Origin of the sequence: Reinekea marina, from assembly GCF_030409715.1 — a bacterium.
Taxonomy (GTDB): domain Bacteria; phylum Pseudomonadota; class Gammaproteobacteria; order Pseudomonadales; family Natronospirillaceae; genus Reinekea; species Reinekea marina.
Genome location: NZ_JAUFQI010000001.1, coordinates 1,170,950 through 1,189,155 on the forward strand (window position 1 = coordinate 1,170,950; position 18,206 = coordinate 1,189,155).

The 18,206-nt window shown below is 45.9% G+C and carries 14 protein-coding genes; 9 read left to right on the top strand and 5 right to left on the bottom strand.

The features are described from left to right. Positions 1-14: 14 nt before the first annotated feature. Positions 15-143, bottom strand: coding sequence for a hypothetical protein (locus QWZ13_RS06085; protein ID WP_290280974.1), 129 nt, complete (start codon positions 141-143; stop codon positions 15-17). Here QWZ13_RS06085 and QWZ13_RS06090 point away from each other — a divergent pair. The 9 genes from QWZ13_RS06090 to QWZ13_RS06130 all read left to right on the top strand — a co-directional run bounded on the left by QWZ13_RS06090 (position 130) and on the right by QWZ13_RS06130 (position 8,367). Next, on the top strand, positions 130-930 hold the full coding sequence (locus QWZ13_RS06090) for a transporter substrate-binding domain-containing protein (RefSeq protein ID WP_290280975.1): 801 nt from the start codon (positions 130-132) through the stop codon (positions 928-930). The two genes, QWZ13_RS06085 and QWZ13_RS06090, sit on opposite strands and share 14 nt — an antisense overlap. Positions 931-993: 63 nt before the next feature. Further along, positions 994-1,656 carry an amino acid ABC transporter permease gene (locus QWZ13_RS06095; RefSeq protein WP_290280976.1) on the top strand — a complete coding sequence of 221 codons (663 nt, stop codon included), beginning with the start codon at positions 994-996 and terminating at the stop codon, positions 1,654-1,656. A 10-nt stretch (positions 1,657-1,666) separates the two neighbouring features. Beyond that, positions 1,667-2,329 (top strand): amino acid ABC transporter permease, encoded by a 663-nt coding sequence (locus QWZ13_RS06100; RefSeq protein ID WP_290280977.1) that lies wholly within the window; start codon positions 1,667-1,669, stop codon positions 2,327-2,329. Beyond that, positions 2,326-3,048 (top strand): amino acid ABC transporter ATP-binding protein, encoded by a 723-nt coding sequence (locus QWZ13_RS06105; RefSeq protein ID WP_290280978.1) that lies wholly within the window; start codon positions 2,326-2,328, stop codon positions 3,046-3,048. Before QWZ13_RS06100 ends, QWZ13_RS06105 begins: the two co-directional genes overlap by 4 nt. Positions 3,049-3,089: 41 nt before the next feature. After that, positions 3,090-4,052 (top strand): dihydrodipicolinate synthase family protein, encoded by a 963-nt coding sequence (locus QWZ13_RS06110; protein WP_290280979.1) that lies wholly within the window; start codon positions 3,090-3,092, stop codon positions 4,050-4,052. After that, a complete protein-coding gene (locus QWZ13_RS06115) occupies positions 4,010-4,990 on the top strand; it encodes a 4-hydroxyproline epimerase (RefSeq protein WP_290280980.1) in 981 nt (326 codons plus the stop codon). Before QWZ13_RS06110 ends, QWZ13_RS06115 begins: the two co-directional genes overlap by 43 nt. Positions 4,991-5,012: 22 nt before the next feature. Further along, positions 5,013-6,263, top strand: coding sequence for an NAD(P)/FAD-dependent oxidoreductase (locus QWZ13_RS06120; protein WP_290280981.1), 1,251 nt, complete (start codon positions 5,013-5,015; stop codon positions 6,261-6,263). A 21-nt stretch (positions 6,264-6,284) separates the two neighbouring features. Further along, positions 6,285-7,313 carry a trans-3-hydroxy-L-proline dehydratase gene (locus QWZ13_RS06125; RefSeq protein WP_290280982.1) on the top strand — a complete coding sequence of 343 codons (1,029 nt, stop codon included), beginning with the start codon at positions 6,285-6,287 and terminating at the stop codon, positions 7,311-7,313. Positions 7,314-7,350: 37 nt separating this feature from the next. After that, on the top strand, positions 7,351-8,367 hold the full coding sequence (locus tag QWZ13_RS06130) for an Ldh family oxidoreductase (RefSeq protein ID WP_290280983.1): 1,017 nt from the start codon (positions 7,351-7,353) through the stop codon (positions 8,365-8,367). Between the two features lie 37 nt (positions 8,368-8,404). Here QWZ13_RS06130 and QWZ13_RS06135 read toward each other — a convergent pair whose 3' ends face one another. From QWZ13_RS06135 to pbpC, 4 genes are all read right to left on the bottom strand, one after another. After that, positions 8,405-9,919, bottom strand: a complete 1,515-nt coding sequence (locus tag QWZ13_RS06135) for an aldehyde dehydrogenase (NADP(+)) (protein ID WP_290280984.1) — start codon at positions 9,917-9,919, stop codon at positions 8,405-8,407. Between the two features lie 180 nt (positions 9,920-10,099). After that, a complete protein-coding gene (locus tag QWZ13_RS06140) occupies positions 10,100-10,867 on the bottom strand; it encodes a GntR family transcriptional regulator (protein WP_290280985.1) in 768 nt (255 codons plus the stop codon). A gap of 95 nt (positions 10,868-10,962) precedes the next feature. After that, complete coding sequence (locus QWZ13_RS06145; protein ID WP_290280986.1) at positions 10,963-15,825, bottom strand: alpha-2-macroglobulin family protein; 4,863 nt, start codon at positions 15,823-15,825, stop codon at positions 10,963-10,965. 47 nt (positions 15,826-15,872) lie between these two features. Next, entirely contained in the window at positions 15,873-18,206 is a 2,334-nt protein-coding gene (gene pbpC, locus QWZ13_RS06150; RefSeq protein ID WP_290280987.1) for a penicillin-binding protein 1C, read from the bottom strand.

An 18,206-nucleotide genomic window follows, 5' to 3' on the forward strand; every position in this document is an offset into this window, starting at 1 on the left:
GTTGCCCATGAGCCCTATTTTCCTGCGCCTCGTATTTTAGTGGTCAAAAATTTATTGACGCGATAAAGGTGCGAACGTATATTGTATCCATTATCCCAAAAATAAAAACAACCAAGAAGGAAAATCAAAATGAAAAAAATCATTGCCTCACTCTTTAGTATTGCAGCGCTCAGCGCGACGTCCGTTTCTGCTGATACCTTAGATAACGTGGTAGATCGGGGGGAGTTGCGCTGTGGTGTGGTATTGGATTTCCCACCCATCGGTTATCGAGATGCCAATAACGAGCCCGCCGGCTTCGATGTTGATTATTGCTACGACCTTGCAAAATCTTTAGAAGTGGATGTGAAAATAATGCCGCTCACATGGTCTGAACGACTGCCGGTGATTGTGACAGGTCGAGCCGATGTGGTCTTTGGTGGTACTTCCGATAGCCTCGCTAGAGCAAGAACGGTTGGCTTCAGTATTCCTTACGCAATTTATTACTCACAAGGGGTAGTGAATTCTAAAAGTAACATCAAAACCATCGAAGATATTAAAGGTAAACGAGTTGCTGCCGCATTAGGAACTTTGCCAGAGCAGGAGTGGTTAGAAATAGCCAAAGAGTGGGGCGAAGAAAGTAATTATCAAAGCTACCAATCTGAAAACGAAGTCTTCTTAGCCGTTGCTCAAGGCAAAGCCGACATCGGTTTAACTACCAACACCGCCGTTAAGCCCGTGTCTGCACAATATAAAACAATAGAAGCAGGGCCGCGGATGCCTTGGACTGCCGACTACACCTCTATAGTGAGTAAGCGTGAGGACGTTACTTGGATTAATTACTTGAACTTATTTGTGACCCATCAAGTTCGTTCGGGTCGTTATCAAGAGTTGTGGGGCAAATATGTCGGTGGTGAAGCGCCGGAACTTCGAATCCCAGGTGTCATGTATTAATCAACCGTAACTCAATACGTTCTCGCTGCAATTGGTGAGAACGTATGTTGTAAGGAGATACAGATGTTTGAATACAATTTCCACTGGCGCCCAGTATTAAACAGCCTACCCGATTTACTGCAAGCGGGATTAGTGACCTTAAAAATAGCCTGTTTATCGATGCTTATTGGTGTAGTGATTGGACTATGTTTAGCCCTCATTAGAATCCATATGAGGGGACCTATTCATTGGTTTGCGGTGACCTGGATTGAAGTTGCGCGCAATACACCGGCACTATTTCAGCTGTTCTTTTTTGGTTTTGGCTTGGGGGCGTTTGGCGTGAACTTGTCACCCTTTGTCATTATTTTAATGGGTTTAAGTTTTAACTGTGCTGGCTATTTGGCTGAAAATTTTAGAGGTGGGTTTCAGGCAGTACCTATTACCCAGCTTAATTCTGCGCGCTGCCTTGGCATGACTTCTTGGCAAGCGTATACCCGAATAGTGATACCGCAAGTTTTTCGAATTGTGTATTACCCAATGTCAAATCAAATGGTTTGGGCGGTGCTGATGTCGTCACTTGGTATGTTGGTCGGGTTTAAAGAACTCAGCGGTGAAACGCAATTTTTTGCAAGTCGAACATTTAGAGTGTTTGAATACTTTACCGCCGCGGCCGTTATTTATTACCTCATGGTTAAACTCATTCTTGCAGCGTCTCGCTTATTAGCATCGCGCTTATTTCGTTATTAAGGAGGTTGGTATGCAAGAACCCATTAGTTTTTTTACGAGTTTTAACTTTAACGATTTGTGGTTTTTAAGCGAGGCTGCATTGAGAACCCTGTGGATATCGTTAATTTCAATTTCGATAGGCACTTTGCTGGGGTGTATCTTTGGTTGGCTGCAACACGAAAGTAAACGATTGGCGGGTATTCTTATTTCACCTGTCCTCGATATCTTTCGCTCGGTTCCACTGATTATTCAATTGGTGCTGTTTTATAATTTTGCTCCCATCGTCGGGTTGCACCTTGATCCTTTCTATTCTGGCGTTGTGATTCTAACGTTGTATACCGCTTCGTTAGTCAGCAACGTTGCGCGCGCAGGAATAGAATCCGTGCCACTACCCATGCGCAAGGCTTCCCGTTCATTAGGCTTAACCTATTGGCAAGATATGATCCATGTTGTATTTCCAATAGGTGGGCGAGCGGTGTTTCCATCCTGGATTGGCGTCGTACTTGGGGTAATGAAAGACAGCGCTTTGGTGTCTGTATTGGGCTATGTTGAGTTACTCAAAGCTAGCCAGATTCTAATAACGCGAACTCAAGAACCATTGCTAATTCTCGGCTTGGCAGGCTTATTTTATTTCGCATTGTCGTATCCCATTTCCATGTATGCCTCAAAATTCGAACAAAGGTGGGCGAAATGATTCAGATTAAAAATTTACATAAACACTTTGGTGATTTACACGTTTTAAAAGGCATCAACTTAGACGTACAAAAAGGTGAGGTGCTCTCGGTGATCGGCTCTTCTGGGTCGGGTAAATCGACATTGCTTTACTGTTTAAATGGCCTTGAGTCGATCGGCGATGGTTCAGTTATCGTCGATGGCGAAAATGTCCATGGCAAAAAGACAGACATTAATAAGTTAAGGCAGAAGTTAGGCATGGTGTTTCAGCAATGGAACAGCTTCCCACATTTGACCACACTAGAAAATGTCGCGTTAGCGCCTAAGCTTGTCAAAGGGAAATCCAAGCAAGAAGCCAAAGCCATTGCAGAACAACAACTGCGACACGTTGGTCTAGGCGATAAACTAAGTGTTTACCCAAACTCACTTTCAGGAGGTCAGCAGCAACGATTAGCCATTGCACGAGCGCTTGCGATGGAGCCTGAGTACATGTTGTTTGATGAAGCGACTTCTGCGCTAGACCCTGAAAAAGTTGGAGAAGTACTCGATACCATGCGTCTCCTGGCGGAAGAAGGTATGACGATGATCTGCGTCACTCATGAAATGAGTTTTGCTCGCGAAGTATCAGATAGGGTGGCTTATTTTCATGAAGGCATCATGGCGGAAATTGGCACGGCACAACAAATATTTGAGCAGCCTCAGTCAGATTTAACTAAAAAATTCCTGGCGCATGTTCGATAAATATCACCATAACAAAAAGTAAAAATTAAAAGGGCAAAAAAATGAATAAGGCAATTTTCCACGGTGTAATACCGGCACTCATGACTCCTTGTACAGCAGACCGTCAACCCGATTTTGATGCATTGGTCAAAAAAGGTCAGCAGATGATTGCGGCGGGTATGTCAGCGGTTGTCTATTGTGGATCAATGGGAGACTGGCCACTTTTGACAGATGAGCAGCGCATGGAAGGTGTAGAGCGACTAGTGAAAGCCGGAGTGCCTGTTATCGTAGGTACGGGCGCTATCAATACACAGTCTGCCGTTGCGAATGCTGCACATGCCGAGAAGGTAGGTGCAGCAGGATTAATGGTAATTCCGCGAGTGCTTTCGCGCGGCACGGTTGTCAGTGCACAGAAAAATCATTTTAAAGCCATTTTAAATGCCGCACCCTCTATACCGGCCATTATTTATAACAGCCCGGTGTATGGGTACGAAACTCGAGCCGATTTATTTTTTGCGTTGCGTGCAGAACACCCTAATTTAATTGGCTTTAAAGAATTTGGCAGTGCCGAAGCCATGCGTTACGCCGCAGAGAATATCACCTCGGGTAGCGACGAGGTTTTGTTAATGGTCGGTGTCGATACACGCGTTTATCATGGCATTGTTAATTGTGGTGCTACCGGGGCAATTACAGGGATAGGTACGGCCTTACCGAAAGAAGTTATTTTGTTAACCAAACTTTCTAAGCTAGCCGCAAAAGGGAATGCAGAAGCCCGTTTACGAGCACAAGAGCTCGAAGAAGCCATGGCGGTTCTCGCTAGCTTTGATGAAGGACCCGAATTGGTTTTGTTCTTTAAATATTTGCTTGTTTTAAATGGTGAAGACGAATACCAGCTGCATTTTAATGAAACGGATGAGCTAAATCTGGAACAGCGTAGCTACTGTGAACAACAATACGATTTGTTTAAAGCTTGGTATGCTGATTGGGAAAAACAAGGTGGAGTTATAGCCGAATGCTTATCGTAGACAGCCATACAGAAGGTGAGCCTACCCGTGTCATTCTAGAAGGAGGACCTGATCTCGGATCAGGTTCTCTAGCTGAACGAGCTGATATTTTGGCGACACAGTATCGCGATTTTTATCGCTCTGTCGTTGTAGAGCCTTATGGACAAGAGGCTATGGTCGGCGCGCTGTTTACGCCACCCACACGACCAGATTGTGTGACGGGTGTTATTTATTTTGATGCCGCTGCCGTTATTGGTATGTGTGGCCACGGTACCATAGGGGTTGCGGCGACATTGGCGCACCTGGGTAAAATAGGCATCGGTACACATAAAATAGAAACGCCGGTGGGTGTCGTTGAAATTACGCTTACAGATAAAAATACGGTCACGGTCAAGAATATTGATAGCTTCCGCTATAAGCACTCAGTAGCGATTATGGTACCGGGAGTGGGTGAGGTAACAGGTGATATAGCTTATGGTGGCAACTGGTTCTATATGGTCGAAAACAGCCCAGTACCGGTTCAGCCGAGCAATATTCGTGAATTAACGGATGTTGGTATCGCTATCCGAGAAGCTATTGTAGCGAACGAACTCACGGGTAAAGAGGGTGCAGAGATCGATCATATTGTTTTGTATGGACCTGCGTTAACCAACAACGGTCATAGCCGTAACTTTGTACTATGCCCCGATAATGCCTTCGACCGTTCGCCATGCGGTACCGGTTGCTCGGCTCGTTTAGCTTGTTTAGCCGCAGATGACCGCCTTAAACCAGGCGAAAAAATAAACCAAGAAAGCACTATTGGCAGTGGCTATACCTTAAGTTATGAACTGTCTAATCAGCCAACCGGCGCTTTTCTAAACATAGTGCCTTCTATTGAAGGGCAGGCGTTTATTACGCGAGAGGGGCAGCTTATGCTAAATGACCATGACCCTTTGAAGGCCGGTTTCGCACAGGAGTAGCTGGTAAGACAGCTGTAAATTTATGACTCTCAATCAATCATATGATGTCATCGTAATCGGAGCCGGAATTATCGGTGTCAGTAGTGCGTTGCAATTGCAGGCTAACGGTAAAAGAGTGCTTCTGGTTGATAAAAAAGGCATCGCCCAAGAAACGTCGGCCGGTAATGCAGGTGCCTTCGCTTTTGCCGATGTTGTTCCTCTCGCTACCCCAGGTATTATGCTGAAAGCACCTAAGTGGTTATTAGACCCATTGGGACCATTATCGCTTAGACCTGCCTATTTATTAAATATACTTCCCTGGCTGTATAAGTTTTGGCGTGCAAGCTGGCCGAGAAATTATCAAGCCGCATTGACGGCTCAAGCCAATCTCATGAAATTCTCGCAAGCGGCTTTAGAGCGACAAATACAGCTGGTAAAGGGCGAGTCGATGATGCGTCGCGAAGGTCAATTGCAACTCTATGAAGGGGCGTCTGAGTTTCGAGCCAGTTTAGCCGGTTGGCAAACTCGAAAAGAGTATGGCGTTAAATTTGAACTATTAGAAAGCTGTGACGCCATTGCCAAGATACAACCAGGACTGCATAAGCGATTTACCCATGCGGGTTATACCCCTGATTGGATGAACGTGACCGACCCTAAAGCATGGACAAATTACTTAGCCAATGCCTTTGAAAAATTTGGTGGGCAATTAAAAGTAGCCAATGTTAGTACGATCAAGCTGCTAGGTAATGGTGTTTCCGTGAGCATAGATGATCGTTTGATCAAAGCCGAACAACTCGTGGTTGCGGCCGGGGCTTGGTCTAAAACATTAGCCAAAGCGCTGGGTGATCAAGTCCCGTTAGAAACTGAGCGTGGTTATAACACAACATTGCCTGCCGAAGATTTTCAGCTTAAAACCCATTTGAGTTTCAGTAACCACGGCTTTGTAGTTTCAAAAATTGGCGAATCGATTCGTGTAGGTGGCGCGGTTGAGTTAGGCGGATTAAAACTGGTACCAAACTATAAACGCGCCGAAGCATTGCTAAATAAAGCCAAAGATTTTATTCCCCAACTCAACAACCAGGGTGGCGAGCAGTGGATGGGTTATAGGCCATCAATGCCAGATAGCTTACCCGTTATTAGTTATGCCAAAAATACCAATCAAGTCGTTTATGCCTTCGGGCACGGGCACTTAGGATTGACTCAAGCGGCGGGTACAGCAGAACTGGTGAGGCAATTATTAATGGGTCAAACCCCCGTGATCAATGTAGCACCCTATTCAGTCAAGCGTTTTTAACCCTTACCCAATTGAGAGGTAATGATGAGAAGTGTAAAAACCGTACACGTAGTTTCGGCGCATGCTGAAGGCGAAGTTGGGGACGTTATCGTTGGGGGCGTTGCGCCACCTCCGGGCGAGACACTCTGGCAGCAACGAACCTTTATAGAGCAAGATAAACAGCTCAGAAACTTTATGCTGAACGAGCCAAGAGGTGGCGTGTTTCGGCATGTAAATTTATTAGTGCCACCTAAAAACCCGTTAGCCGACGCGGCTTTTATTATTATGGAGCCAGAAGACACGCCGCCGATGTCGGGTTCTAACTCTATTTGCGTGGCCACGGTATTATTAGACAGTGGCATTTTACCGATGAAAGAACCTTATACCGATATCGTCTTAGAAGCACCCGGCGGGCTTGTGCATGTTCGCGCACATTGCAAAGAAGGAAAAGCGGTTCGTATTTTTGTAAAAAATGTGCTCAGTTTTGTCGATCAGCTAAACGTATCATTAGAGGTTGAGGGCTTAGGCACAATTCAAGTCGACACCGCTTACGGAGGCGACAGTTTTGTGTTAGTCGATGCGCAATCGCTGGGGTTTAATATTGTAGAATCTGAGGCCAAAGCCCTTGCTCAACTCGGCGTCAAGATAACCAATGCTGCCAATGAACAACTCGGTTTTACGCACCCTTCGAACCCTAATTGGAGCCATATTTCATTCTGTGCTTTTTGTGGGCCCGTCCAACAATCCGAAACAGGCTTAGAAAGTAAATCCGCTGTGGCCATTCAACCCGGTAAAGTAGATCGTTCGCCTACGGGCACAGCGGTATCGGCTCGGCTGGCTGTGATGCATGCAAAAGGGATTATTAAGCCACAGCAAAAGTTTCAAGCCACTTCGATAATGGGGTCAAAATTTGATGGCGAGATCAGTGAAGTCACAGACTTAAAGGGTAAGCCCGCTATTGTCCCTCAAATTAGTGGGCGTGGCTGGATAACCGGTGTTCATCAGCATATGCTAGACCCAGATGATCCTTGGCCACAAGGGTATCGGTTGAGCGATACTTGGGGCGCATAAAGGCATTTATAAAAAAACTAGCGAATAGGAAGACCGTATGTCCGATCAAATTCAGTTAAGCTTGCAACAGGTTCGTGAGTTAAGCGAAGGCATATTACTCTACAATGGATTTAGCTTAGATCATGCCCAATCGATCACCGATACAATTTACGCGTGCCAACAAGACGATTGCCAGTCGCATGGTTTGTATCGGTTGTTGATGTGTATTGAAAGTATTCGTTCTGGGCGAGTAGATGGCTCGGCTGAGCCGAGTGTCACAGATGCAGGCCCTTCTGTTGTGAAAGCAAATGCGAATCAAGGTATCTCACTACTTGCTTTACGTGCCGGCATGCCGTTGTTGATCGAAAAAGCCAAAAAGAATGGTATAGCCGCCATGGCAATTAACAATTGTTTTCATTTTTCAGCGCTATGGCCCGAGGTTGAAGTACTCTCTAGTGCAGGTCTTGCTGGGTTGGCCATGGTGCCGAGCCATGCTTGGGTTGCTCCTGCCGGTGGCACCCGCGGCACCTTGGGCACCAACCCCCTGGCGTTTAGTTGGCCACGAATAGGCAAGCATCCTTTCACCTTCGACTTTGCGACTAGCCAGTTTGCCCGTGGTGAAATTGAACTCTATCGCAGAGCAGGTAAGCCCTTGCCTGAAGGTGTTGCAATAGATAAACAGGGCAACCCAACGACCGATGCAGAAGCCGCCATGCAAGGCGCAATGCTCACTTTTGGTGGCTATAAAGGTTCGGCTTTATCGATCATGATTGAACTGTTGGCGGGTCCTTTAATTGATGACCTCACCAGTAAAGAAAGTATGGAGTTTGCCCAAGGCAAACCAGAAGCGCCTTATCATGGTGAAATTATTATTGCGTTTGATCCGCATATGTTTAGCGCAGGGCAAGTAGGCAAAAACAATGAGAGAGCCGAACGAATGTTTGCAGATATTATTGAACAAGGCGCTCGCTTACCCTCGCAACGCCGCTACCAAGCACGAGAACGAAACAAAGCGTCTGGCTACGTTTCCATGCCGAAAAATCTCTATGAAGATTTGTTAGCGTTAAAAAAGTAAGCAAAAAAAACCGCGACTGAATCGCGGTTTTTTTGGTTTATTGTAGTTTGGGTGGAAGCAGCGACCGCGGTATATCTTGGTAGCAAACCGGTCTTAAAAAACGACGGATTGCCAGGGTGCCGACAGAGGTTGCACCAAAATTGGTCGATGCAGGGTAAGGACCCCCATGCACCATACTGTCACAAACCTCGACTCCAGTAGGGAAACCATTGGCCAATAGACGCCCCGCTTTGCGTTCTAAAATAGGCAGGAAAGCACTGGCATGCTCATAATCGCCTTCGTCTACATGTATGGTGCACGTTAGTTGGCCTTTTAACTTACGTGCAATTGCAAGGAGCTCTTCGCTGTTTTGGGCTAATACAACTAACCCAAGTGGACCAAAAACTTCTTCTGCGAGGTCTTCGTTTTCTAACCAGTTAGCAGCCGAGGTGGATAATAAGCTTGCATTGGCTTGGCGAGAATGAATGTCTTTGCCTTCCAGTTTGTCTACACCTTTGGTGCTCGCCAGTTTTTCTGAGTTCTTTCGGAAAGCTTGGGCAATGCCATCGGTGAGCATATTTTGAGCCTCTATTTTTACGAGCGCTTCCCTTGCCGTAGCAATAAACTTATCGGCATTAGAGCCTGCTAGCATCAAAACCAAACCTGGGTTTGTGCAAAATTGACCGGCCCCCATTGTTAAAGATTGCACCCAGCCCTGGGCGAGTGCCTCTGTTTTATTTGCAAGCGCCTGCTCGAATATAAACACTGGGTTAATAGAGCCTAGCTCACCAAAAAATGGAATGGGTTCTGGGCGTTGAGCGCAAAGATCGAACAGGGCGCGCCCTCCGGCGAAGGACCCAGTAAAGCCTACGGCTTTAATAAGGGGGTGCTGTACTAAGGCTGTTCCTACATCGAATTGATCGTCATGGATTAAGCTGAATGTGCCCTTTGGTAAGCCAAGTTGTTCAATAGCAGCGTGAATGGCCTGTGCAATAATTTCAGCGGTGCCTGGATGGGCTGGGTGAGCTTTAACGATGACAGGGCAACCCGCTGCCAGAGCAGCGGCGGTATCACCGCCGGCAGTCGAAAAAGCCAGCGGAAAGTTAGATGCGCCAAACACGGCGACAGGACCAATAGGTCGCTGGATCATTTTTAGATCGGGGCGTGGTAAGGGCGTACGCTCAGGTAGGGCAGGATCATGACGTTTATCTAAATAGTCATCTTTGAGAATGTGTTGTGCAAATAATCGTAACTGACCGCAAGTGCGTCCACGTTCGCCAATTAACCTGGCTTCTGGCAAACCTGTTTCAGTACAGCCTATTGCGGTGATGTCATCTCCGCGAGCATCGATTTCATCGGCAATGGCGTTCAAAAATGCGGCTTTAGTTTCTTGACTAATGTAACCATAGCTTTCAAATGCCTGTTCAGCTGCTTGTGCGGCGGTGTTGACCAATTCAAGATTGCCTCTCGAAAAGCAATAACCATTGCCGGTAAGGGGTGTCGATGAAAACTTAGGTTCAGAACCAATCCATTGTCCAGCAATGTAGTGGTTACCATGAGGGGTATAGGCCATAAGCGGAAAGCTCCCGTTGAGATTGTCATTATTTGGATATTGTATCCAAAAATACAGTAAACTGTTTTGGGGTGCAATAGTGCTTCACCATCAAAACGGGGTTAAAGGAAAAAACGGGTATTTGGAACAGGAGGAGACTCTGCTGAAAGCCCAGCATAGAGCCTCACATTAGGTCATTGGTTATGAATCTCGAGTTTTTGCAATGAGTTCGATCAGCTGCTGCTTGGTATCGATTAAATGCTTTGTTAGTAGGCTAGTGGCCACTTCGATGTTTCGATCTTTGGCGAAGCTTAATAAGGCGCGGTGCTCATTCTCTGCATTATCGGCTTTGCGAAGTTGATCAATGTGCATACTGACATAGCGGTTCGCTTGCATGCTGATACGTTCTAACAGTTGCATAGTGAGTGATTGATTTGCGGCGGCATAAAGTAGCCCATGGAATTCGGCATTGAGCGGCCCCCACTCTGCGACATTGCCGGCCGCATAGGAAGCTTCCATCTTATCGAGAAGGGCTTGGCATGCTTCAAAATCTTGTTCAGTCATGCGCGGGATTGACTTTGAGAATAGATCCACTTCTAATAGCACACGTAAATCAAATATTTCAGCAATTTCTTCTAACGAATGTTTGGTAACTGTTGCACCTTTGTTAGTGGTGAACACAACTAAGCCTTCTGAGTCTAAGCGCTTTAAGGCTTCTCTTACCGGCATCCGTGAAACATCATACTCTGCTGCGAGCAGCTCTTGGCGAATAAGGTCACCCTCTGCCAGATCACCCGATAATATTCGGCTACGTAAATCTGCCGCAATAACATCCGGTAAGCTTTGACGTGTAACGGCCCGTTTTTTTACCAAGGTACTGCCCTCGAAATAAAATGATAGTGTTAGCGCAAGATTATACTCGAACAACCAAGCACTCGCTATGGTTGAAACATTTACGCTTTTTAACAATAAAGGTTTGCTCAGAGGGAATTGAAAAGATCAGTCGTGGGGGCAAGAAAAAAGGGTACTGGCAAAGCCAAGTACCCTTATCGTGTCGTTAAGTTTTAGGGTGCCGGTATGATGTTGACAACCCCAGGGGTTTCGCTGATTGCAAAATACTCTGGGCGGTACATATCTTCGATCATGCTATTTGGAAAGCTATAGACACCAGGAGTCACTGCTCTGACCAAGTAGAACAAAGTAGTGTCAGACCAATGAGTTAGTGATACCTCGGCGACGTAACGATCGTCTCGATACTCTTCGTAAGAGACTTTATAGGATCGGAAATAATCACCTACGTTTTGCCCTTCAATGTTAATCTCATCGAGATTCACAGAAGCGTTTAACAGATTTTGATTCTCAAGTTCAAAGCCGGCAGGCAGTAAATCAACCAACAAGGCTTCTGGGAACCTCTCATTATTGCTACCCACTGTTACTTTGGCAATGAACAGGTCGCCACTGGTAGCCTCTGAACTAAAGTCAATTCGGTTGCCATTTAGATCATAGAAGTGACGGGAAATATGCATGCCATTTGAATTAGCGGTTAAAGGCTGATCTGGTACCCCATTCCAAGCGATGCTGGCGTAAAGTTTTTTATCGCTGGCCTCAATCGAAGTGATTGAAGAAAGCTGCTCACCGTTTATTAAGGTGTTAAACGGTTTAGCCTGATCAATAGATTGATTAAATTCTGACGTATTTAAGGTTGCCATCCATTGTTGGCCCGATAGCGCATAGCTTTTCCCTAGCCTTGCTAACGCAATACGTTCTTGCGTACTGAACCAACGCCTTTTTTGCAGCCCTTGTTCAAGTTGAGATGGTAAATTGCCATAGTCAAAATCGTTCTCCATGGCCAAGGCTAAGGTTAAGGCTGTATCTCGAACACTAGAGCCGTAGTCAGCGTAATAAGAGTTGCCTTGCCGAGTATGGGTCAGGGCATTGTTTGCAGCCAATGTAGCGCGTTGCTCGTCTCCCAATATTTTTAACGCAACGGCAATATGCATCCACGGCAAGCTCGATTGAGTAATCTTCCCTTTTTCTAAAGAGCTGTATAGTCGGCGCACGTCACTTAAGCTAGCAAGATTTGCCTTTGCCAACACCATGGCAGCATACGAACGATAAGCTAGCTGATAGTAGTTGTTGTTTTCTGTCCAAATATTATCACTGGCTGTGCCTTTCAACATTCGGCTTAAAAAGCGAGTGGATTGGTTTAATAAACCAGTATCTACACTCACGCCAATATTGCGCGCATCCACCATTAAATCGGTGGCATAAACGCTGCCCCACATGGAAGTATGGGAACTGTTGTTCCAATAACCAAATGAGCCGTCGGACTTTTGCTTGGCGGCTAAACGATCAATGCCTTTTTGAATTTGGGCTAAGCGGAAAGACTCAGTAAAAGGTTGTTTAAAGCGCGCTTCAAAAGCAGACGATAAATTGAGTGCATCAAAAGCGGCTTGATCAATGAGAACCCAAGGGTAGGTTGAACTTGTGGTTTGTTCTAAGCATCCGTAAGGATACTTTAATAGATAGTCCAAATGACTGCCGAAGTTTATGGCGGGTCGATCCGACAATGTCAATTGTGCCGATACAGTAGATGGCATCAACCGTGAGGTGTCAATATTCGGCTGCCAAGCTTCTTGGGCATCAATTACTTTGCGAACGATATTGGTTTGTATTGGGAATGGCGCACGCGTACCCAACGTCCACTCGCGATTCAAATTGATGTCGTCACCATTGGTAATGTTGATACGAATGGCGCCGACTCCAGTGTAATCAACCGCCTGAATGGGTATCCGAAGGCTTTGTTTTTCTTGGTCGTTCAGAGCTTGCGTTTGTGAAAATTGTTTTGCTTCAACCGATCCTGACACCTGAACCTGAATATCGAACGATTGATCAGTACCTGATAAATTATGCAGGTCTAGGGTTAACTCGGAACTATCTCCCATGGCTAAAAACCGTGGCATCGATAATTGAGTCACTAACTTATCGGCAATGGTAGTTTCTACTTCCTCGCTGCCAACGGCCTGCTCAGACCATACCACGGCCATCCACTTCACTCGTCCATTAAACGAAGGAATGTCAAAATCGAAAGCCGCTGTTCCGTTCACTACTTCTACGGGTTGAGAGAAGTAAGAAATTATTTGTACGTCGCTCTTCGGTTTATCGCCACCTCGACTTAATTGATCATCGGAATCATCGAAACCTCCACCAAAAGATTGAGTATAGGTTTTATAACCGAGGTTATTAATAATGTTGCCGTACATATCGAAATATTGGCTTTCAAATCGTTTTGCAGAGTAGAAAAATGATTGCGGCTGCGGGCTTTGATAACCAGTAATATTTAATACGCCAAGATCCACCAGTGCCATCGTTGCCCAAATCTTGTTGCCATCTGCGATTTGTGCGTTTTTGACTTTAATTTCAGCACGAGCGGTTGTGTTAGGCTCAATTTTCTCTGGCGCATCGATGCTGACGTCAAAGACGGCATCTGATCGTTGCAACGGTAAATGACTAATGCCTAGTGATCGCTGAGGGGCAACTTCTTCGACTTGATCTGAAGACGCCACTACCATAATCGACAAATAGTAGTCGTGACGGTCCCAGTCTTGAGGTATCGTCAGTTTGTACTCATTCAACCCTTTAATTGAGCTAAACGAATCACTGAACAAGACGCCTTTAGAACTTTCAACTTGTAATACCGTTTGACCCGCGCTTGCACTGTTGAATTGAATAGATGCGGTTTCACCCGGTGCGTAATGATCTTGATCTAAAATGATGTCGATAACTTCAGGTCGCATTGATGACCTGTTCGCGTTGTACCAACTATATTGCGTGCGGAATGGGTGAACCGTTTTCATGCCTGAACCTGAGGTGATTTCTAGTTCATAGTCACCCCAATGTAATGGCAATTCTATTTCAGTACCGGCTTCAGTAACATTCAATTGCTGCGAATAGGCAACATAGACATCAGCGTTGTATCGCCAGTTCCAGCCGTTTTCTTGATCGTAAAACCAATAGTAATCACGGGACTTGCGGATTAATGAAATTGAAACATTATCCGGCATTGCTTTGCCTTGAGCATCAACGCTAATAAGGTGAAACTTTGCTTTTTGATTTGATTTTGGTCGGTCTTTAAAAAGTCGTTTAACGCCCACGTATTGTGCCGTTGGGTTAGGAAGCTGAATCACTGATTGACTGCGAGTAATCGGGCGACCTCCTTCTTCAAATACACTGGCGGTCACTCGATAATTCAACGGCAAGCTTAAGTCTTGCCAGAGGTTTGGAATTTCTAGTTCACCATAGCCTGAATCGTTTAATGAAATATCGCTCAGTTGCTGAGTGTTACGTTGAATCGAGGCCGTTGGGTCGCTGAACTTGTATTCGTCCCATTGCTCAAAGAGGTTGGTGGCCGCTGTGACAGTAACGATACCATTCGCTCTATTGCCGCTTGCCGGTGCACCGTAAAGGTAGTCTGCTTGAATTGGAACTGTTGCGTTGCCTGGGTCAACATACCGATATTTTTGGCGTTCGCCATCGTAAAAAGATAAGGCTAACCGCTCGGGCAAAAATTCTTCGACTTTAAATTTGTAGCTGCCTTGGTAAAGGCTGCTGTTTGGCAAGTCTAGCGTCCATTCACCCGTGGGTGCATTTTCATCTAACGTAAATTGATAAAGATAGTGCCCTTGATTGTTGGCTCGCCAAGTAAAATTTTTAACACGTGAACCACGAGCATCATAAAGTATTGCAGGAACAGGTGGCGTTTTTGTAGTGACACCATCGTAATTTTTTAAAATCATATTAATGTTTACAACTTCGCCAGGACGGTATAAATCACGTGGTCCGTACAAAAATGGTTGTAGTTCACGATGGCGATCTGGACTGTTTCCGTAAGAAGATAGATCCAGCTGATGGTTGGAAGTACGAATAAAACTTACTTGATCATTGTATTGCGCAACAATTAAATTCGGCTTCTTATTGGTATTGAATCGGTGTTCACCTTCACTATCAGTAAAGCCGTTACTATGGTGTTTGGTGTTGTCTTGGTTGCCTCGCCAATAGTAAGTGACCTCTACTCCCTCAATAGGTTCTCCAGTTGTAAGATCATTGCTCAGCAACTGAATTTCGTCTTTAAAAAAGCGCGCATGCAAACCAATGTTTGATTGCGTAAACATTTGAGTGTCGTATCTATATTCATACTCACCAGGCTTTCGCAGCACAGCAACATAAATACCGTCGACAAATTTGTTCAGTGCAGGGCTTACATCTAAGTTAAGGGTTGTACGAGTATGCTTTTTTAAATCGAAGTCGTAGTGAGCCGTGTGGATCAAATCTGCCCAGCGTTTTAAATTGGTTAATGAATCGTAGTACATACGACCGCTGTAAAAGGTATCGGCTAAGAACTTATCACGGTCTTGGTCTCTAACTCGGAATATATCCAATTCAACAGAGTCTAGATTTACGGCCGTTATCGGCAGTTCGTTTTGAAGGCTACCCGTTAGGTATTGCCCAGATTGCGCAAACGAAGCGGCCGGCGTTAACTGCTTAGTGGATACACTCCACTGAGTCGATATAAAAGTACTGTTACCGCGCGAGAGTTGTTTTGCCACTAAAGAGTTAAGTTGAGTGGAAGTTAAGCGAGTATCCAGGGTGACTTTGTAAGTGGTATTGGGCTCTACAAATGGGAGTGTCCAACTGTAGCCATCGTCTAGTGTGAGCCAAGAACTGCCATTGTCTAATTCTGGTTTCACCGTTACAAAGTTTTCTAACTGTGTTGCGGCATCAATGGCTTCGGTAAATCGAATGATTAATGCTGGGGCATTGTCATAGCTCGATTCAGCGACTTTAGAGGCGTAAAACTCGGCATAACTTAAATTACTGAGCACCAAGCAAGCAAACGTTGCAAATGTGGTGACTATCCTTTTAAACATGAGTGTTCCTTTTAACGTGAATAATATCTTAAATAAGTAGCAATGAACTATTGAGCGTAGACGTTCAGTGTTTGCCGAGCCATATCGCCATTGCGATCGGTTAAAACAATGTTGTATTGGTATGTCCCTGAGACGGTGAGTGACAATTTATCAGAGCTGCTATCACCGATTTGACCATTTACATACCAATAATAGGGGCTTTGCCCGCCTTGCGCAAAAATGTTGATTGTTTTTGTTGATCCGCCCTCAAGGATGAGGGCATCTCCTTCATTCACACCAGAGATACGCAACGGCAGCCGTGCGACATCGGCCAGCTCATTAGGGCAGCGAGGATCGACGTTGGGTACCTTGGTGGACGTTAAAAAGGCATTGGGTAGCCACGGTTGAAGTTGCGGCGGCCAAAGTGATATTTCAGATTCCATAAAATCTAGATCGCATCCAAAGGGTACGCTCAGTTGTGAGTCTTTTGCGCGGCGGACAAATTGAATAGGATCATTGAAAAGCTGGTCATCATTTTTAGTGCTCATCCACGTTTTCGGCGTGGTGTTATTAACTGTCCAGGCTGAATGCTGAATATCGCAGTCGGGTCCATTCGAGGGCTGGCCACTTGGCCAGCAGATAGTCACATTATCGACAGATGCAGGCTGCTTAGGGGCGATAAACTGTGACGGTAAAAAACTGGCCAGTTGTTTTAACAAAGGCACCGCTGTTTGGCTGCCGTGATGCGCTGCGATAGGTTGCCCATCGGGTCGGCCGACCCAAACTCCAATGGTGTAGTGATCACTGACTCCAATAGCCCATGAATCTCGATTGCCATAGCTGGTTCCCGTTTTTATCGCCAGGCCGCGTGGTGCATTTTCGGCCGTCAGTAATAGGGTTCGAATAACCCAAGCGGCTCCTGGGCTGAGCAATGAAACGCTCTCGACATCTTCCTTTTCTGTGTTGAAACGAGCCGTTGTTGCCATTCCGTCGTTTCCCAAAGCAGAGTAAAGCTGAACGAGTGAAGCCAGATTTGTTCCAAGCCCTCCTAATCCTATTGAAAGTGTTGGCGGTTCTGCCGAGGGCAGCCTTAATTCGGCTCCGGCCTTTTGGAGCTGAAGATAAAGAGCCGCGGGACCTATTCTCTCGAGTACTTGAATGGCTGGAATATTCAGACTTTTTTGTAAGGCGTCGGCAACCGTAACCGCACCGCTAAAGCCGCCGGTAAAATTAAGAGGCTGATAATCGCCAAACCTAAGCGGGACATCCAGTAATAAACTGTGGCTGTGAATAAGGCCCTGGTCTATCGCCATGCCATAAATAAAGGGTTTAAGTGTGGAACCGGGTGAGCGAATGGCGGTCACCATATCAACATACCCGTCTCTATTTGGGTTAGCAAAATCGGCGCTGCCCACATACACCTTTATTGCGCCTGTCTTGCTGTCCATGACCATCGCAGCTGCAGAGGCTGAATTGTCGATACGCTGGACATAATCCTGTAAACGCTGCTGTGCCGTTTGTTGCCATGCTAAATTGATGGTGGTTTTGATGATGGGTTCGGAGGAAGCATTCGCAAGCCGTCGCGCTAAAATGGGGGCATCTTGGTACCGCTCGATCGTGCTGGCAAAAATGGTTTCCATCATGGCATCTTGTGCCGTAGATTGAGACCAAACGCCTTGGCGAACGAGTCGATTCAGAACTTTGTTGCGTGCGGCGGTGGCTTGCTCAGGGTATCGATCTGGGCGGTAGCGTGAAGGCGCTTGTGGTAATACCGCCAACAATGCCGCTTGTGCGTGGGTTAATTGCTCTGGACCATAACCAAAATAAGTTAATGAGGCTGCATGAACCCCTTCTGCAGTGCCGCCAAAGGGGGCATGGTTTAAATAGTATTGAAGGATGTCATCTTTGCTGAAGTGCCATTCCAATTGCAGTGCACGAAAAATTTCTTTTAATTTTCCCGACAACGTCCGAGGTTCAGGGTATTTTAACCGAGCAACCTGCATGGTTAATGTAGAGCCGCCTGATATAATTTTACCGTGCCATAGCCATTGACCAAAGGCGCGCATTAACGCAGCAGGGTTTACACCTGGGTGGTAGTAAAAATATCGATCTTCATACTGAATTAAGGCTTCGATATAAAGCGAAGAGACATCGCTAAGCGAGATCGGATAACGCCAAACGCCGTTTTCATCGGCAAAAGCACGAAGCGGACGCCCATCTTCTGAGAGGACGACCTGACTTATGTGGCGTGGCTTTAGGTTGACGGGCCAAAACCAGTCTGCGACTGAGAAAGCCAACAGCATGATGAGTAAAGATGCACCAAGCCAGTAGGCTTTTGGGTAGCGTTTAAAAGCGATTTTCATTTGCTTAAACCATCCTTGGCTTAATAAAAGCGACCTCAC